The sequence below is a fragment of the uncultured Caballeronia sp. genome, from assembly GCF_964243625.1.
In the GTDB taxonomy this organism is placed as follows: Bacteria; Pseudomonadota; Gammaproteobacteria; order Burkholderiales; family Burkholderiaceae; genus Caballeronia.
This window is the reverse complement of the sequence record NZ_CAXTGZ010000752.1, coordinates 1-2,678: the sequence shown is the minus strand read 5'-3', so window position 1 is coordinate 2,678 and position 2,678 is coordinate 1. Positions and strand designations below refer to the sequence as shown.

Genomic DNA, 2,678 nt, shown 5'->3' with positions numbered 1-2,678 from the left:
TGACGTTGGTTACTTCTTTCATGCAAAGCTCCTGTGCAACCAGAGAACAGTCCGGCGCAGATTGGTAATTTATTGTCGCGTCAGCAACATCGCGTCGCCGTAACTGAAAAACCGGTACCGCTGTTGGATCGCGTGCGCATATGCGGCGCGGATCGGGTCCATGCCGGCGAACGCGGAGACGAGCATCATCAGCGTCGATTTCGGCAAATGGAAGTTCGTGACGAGCCGGTCAACTACGCGAAACTGATAACCCGGCGTGATGAAAATATCGGTCTCGGCGCTGGTTTCGGCGAGCGGCCGGCCGGCCTGGTCGGCGTCGCGGGCGGCGGCTTCGAGGGCGCGCATCGACGTGGTTCCAACTGCGATCACGCTATTTCCACGCGCTTTCGTGGCCGCGATCTTGTCGGCGAGCGCCTGCGGCAGCCTGTACCACTCGCTGTGCATCTTGTGGTCCGCGAGGTTTTCCACGCGCACCGGCTGGAACGTGCCCGCGCCGACGTGCAGCGTCAACGTCGCGCGTTCCATGCCGCGGGCATCAAGGGCTTCGAGCAGGTTTGCATCGAAATGCAGGCCCGCCGTGGGCGCTGCGACCGCACCGGGATTGGCCGCATAGACCGTCTGGTAGCGGGTTTCGTCGTAGGCATCGGGATCGTGTTCGATGTACGGCGGCAACGGCAAGCGCCCATATTGCTCGATGAGCGTCAGGCAATCCGCCGGGAAATGCAGCGTGTAGAACGGTTCCACCCGCTCGCCGACGGTGACTTCGAACGCATCGGCGAGGACGATCTTCGTGCCCGGCTGCGGACTTTTGCTCGCCCGGATCTGCGCAAGCGCGGTCGTTGCCCCCGTCAGACGCTCGACGAGCACCTCGATGCGGCCGCCGCTGGCCTTCTGGCCGAGGAACCGCGCCTTCAGGACTTTGGTATCGTTGAATACCAGCAGGTCGCCGGGTTCCAGCAGACCGGGGAGTTCCGTGAACTGGCGGTCAGTGAAAGCGGGCGAAGCCGCGCTGTTGTCCACCTCGAGCAAACGGCTCGCGCTGCGCTCGGTGAGCGCCGTTTGCGCGATCAACTCGGGCGGAAGATTAAAATCGAAGTCGGAAAGCGTGAACATTGGGAAAGCGTATCTGTGCGCGATGGTCCGCGCGGTATTTTGCAAAAATGCGTGCAAGGCGGCGCGCGACGGCACTGTGGTGATGAATGCCCGGCGGCCGCGAAACGAGGCTTCGCCGTGCCGAACGAAGCCGATATTGTACTTTGAAGAGATTAGATGCCCTTGTCCGACCGCCGTTTGCTCGTCGATCCCGATGCCGAAATTGCTCCTGAAGCAGCGGGCGAACCGGACGCGCCCATACAAAAGCCCAAGCGCGCACGCGCGAGAAAACTCGCCGATCTTGAAATCGCGGACAAGGTCCAGCCGCTCAAACCCGCCGCGCCGCCGCCCAAACCCGTCGATAAACTCGCGAAGCTCGGTTTGAAATCGGATATCGATCTGGTGCTGCATCTGCCGATGCGTTATGAAGACGAAACGACCATCACGCCGATCGGCCATCTGATCCCGGGCGACAACACCCAGACCGAAGGCGTCGTATTCGACAACGAGATTGCCTACCGGCCGCGCCGCCAGTTGCTCGTGAAAATGCACGACGACGCCGGCGACGAACTCACGCTGCGCTTCCTCAATTTCTACGGCTCGCAGGTCAAGCAGATGGCGATCGGCGTGCGTTTGCGGGTTCGCGGCGATGTGCGCGGCGGCTTCTTCGGCATGGAGATGGTTCATCCGCAAGTGCGTCCCGTCGATGAAGACACGCCGCTGCCCCAGGCGCTCACGCCGGTTTATCCGAGCACGGCGGGCGTGTCGCAGGCGTATTTGCGCAAGGCCATCGACAGCGCGTTGTCGCGTGTTCATCTGCCGGAACTGCTGCCCGAGAAAATCGCCCGCGCGCATCTTCAGCCGCTGAATGTTCCCGGCCTGCTCGACGCTGTAAGAACGCTGCACCATCCCCATGCCGATTCCGATGAAAACGCGCTGATCGACGGCACGCACCCGGCGTGGACACGTATCAAGTTCGAGGAATTGCTCGCACAGCAGTTGTCGTTGAAGCGCGCGCACGAGGAGCGCCGCACGCGCGCCGCGCCTGTGATGCCGCGTTTGCATGACGCGCCTGAATCGCTCGTCGCGCGGTTTTTGAAGACGCTGCCGTTCAAGCTGACCGGCGCGCAGGAACGGGTGTGCGCGGAGATCTCGGGCGAACTGACGTTGCCGCATCCCATGCAGCGTCTGCTTCAGGGCGATGTGGGCAGCGGCAAGACCATCGTGGCCGCGCTGGCTGCGGCGCAGGCCATCGACGCCGGTTATCAGGCCGCGCTGATGGCGCCGACCGAGATCCTCGCCGAGCAGCACGCGCGCAAGCTCCGCGCGTGGCTCGAACCATTGGGCGTGACCGTCGCGTGGCTTGCCGGAAGCTTGAAAGCGAAGGAAAAGCGCGCGGCGCTCGAAGCGGCGGCGTCCGGCGCGGCGCAGCTCGTGATCGGCACGCACGCGATCATTCAGGACGCGGTGGAGTTCGCGCGCCTGGGCTTCGCGATCATCGATGAACAACATCGCTTTGGCGTGGCGCAGCGGCTTGCATTGCGCGCCAAGGCGCAAAACGCCGGCAATGGCGTGCAGAATTTCCA

General features: G+C 63.2%; 2 protein-coding genes. One reads left to right on the top strand and one right to left on the bottom strand.

Features of this window, described 5'->3' with window-relative positions; genetic code table 11:
* Window positions 1-69 precede the first annotated feature (69 nt).
* On the bottom strand, window positions 70-1,113 hold the full coding sequence (queA, locus tag ACFFAR_RS30370) for a tRNA preQ1(34) S-adenosylmethionine ribosyltransferase-isomerase QueA (RefSeq protein WP_375509132.1): 1,044 nt from the start codon (window positions 1,111-1,113) through the stop codon (window positions 70-72).
* A 156-nt stretch (window positions 1,114-1,269) separates the two neighbouring features.
* Between queA and ACFFAR_RS30365 the strand changes: the two genes are divergently transcribed.
* Window positions 1,270-2,678, top strand: a 1,409-nt coding sequence (locus ACFFAR_RS30365) for a DEAD/DEAH box helicase (protein ID WP_375509131.1), incomplete at its 3' end; no start/stop codon positions are given.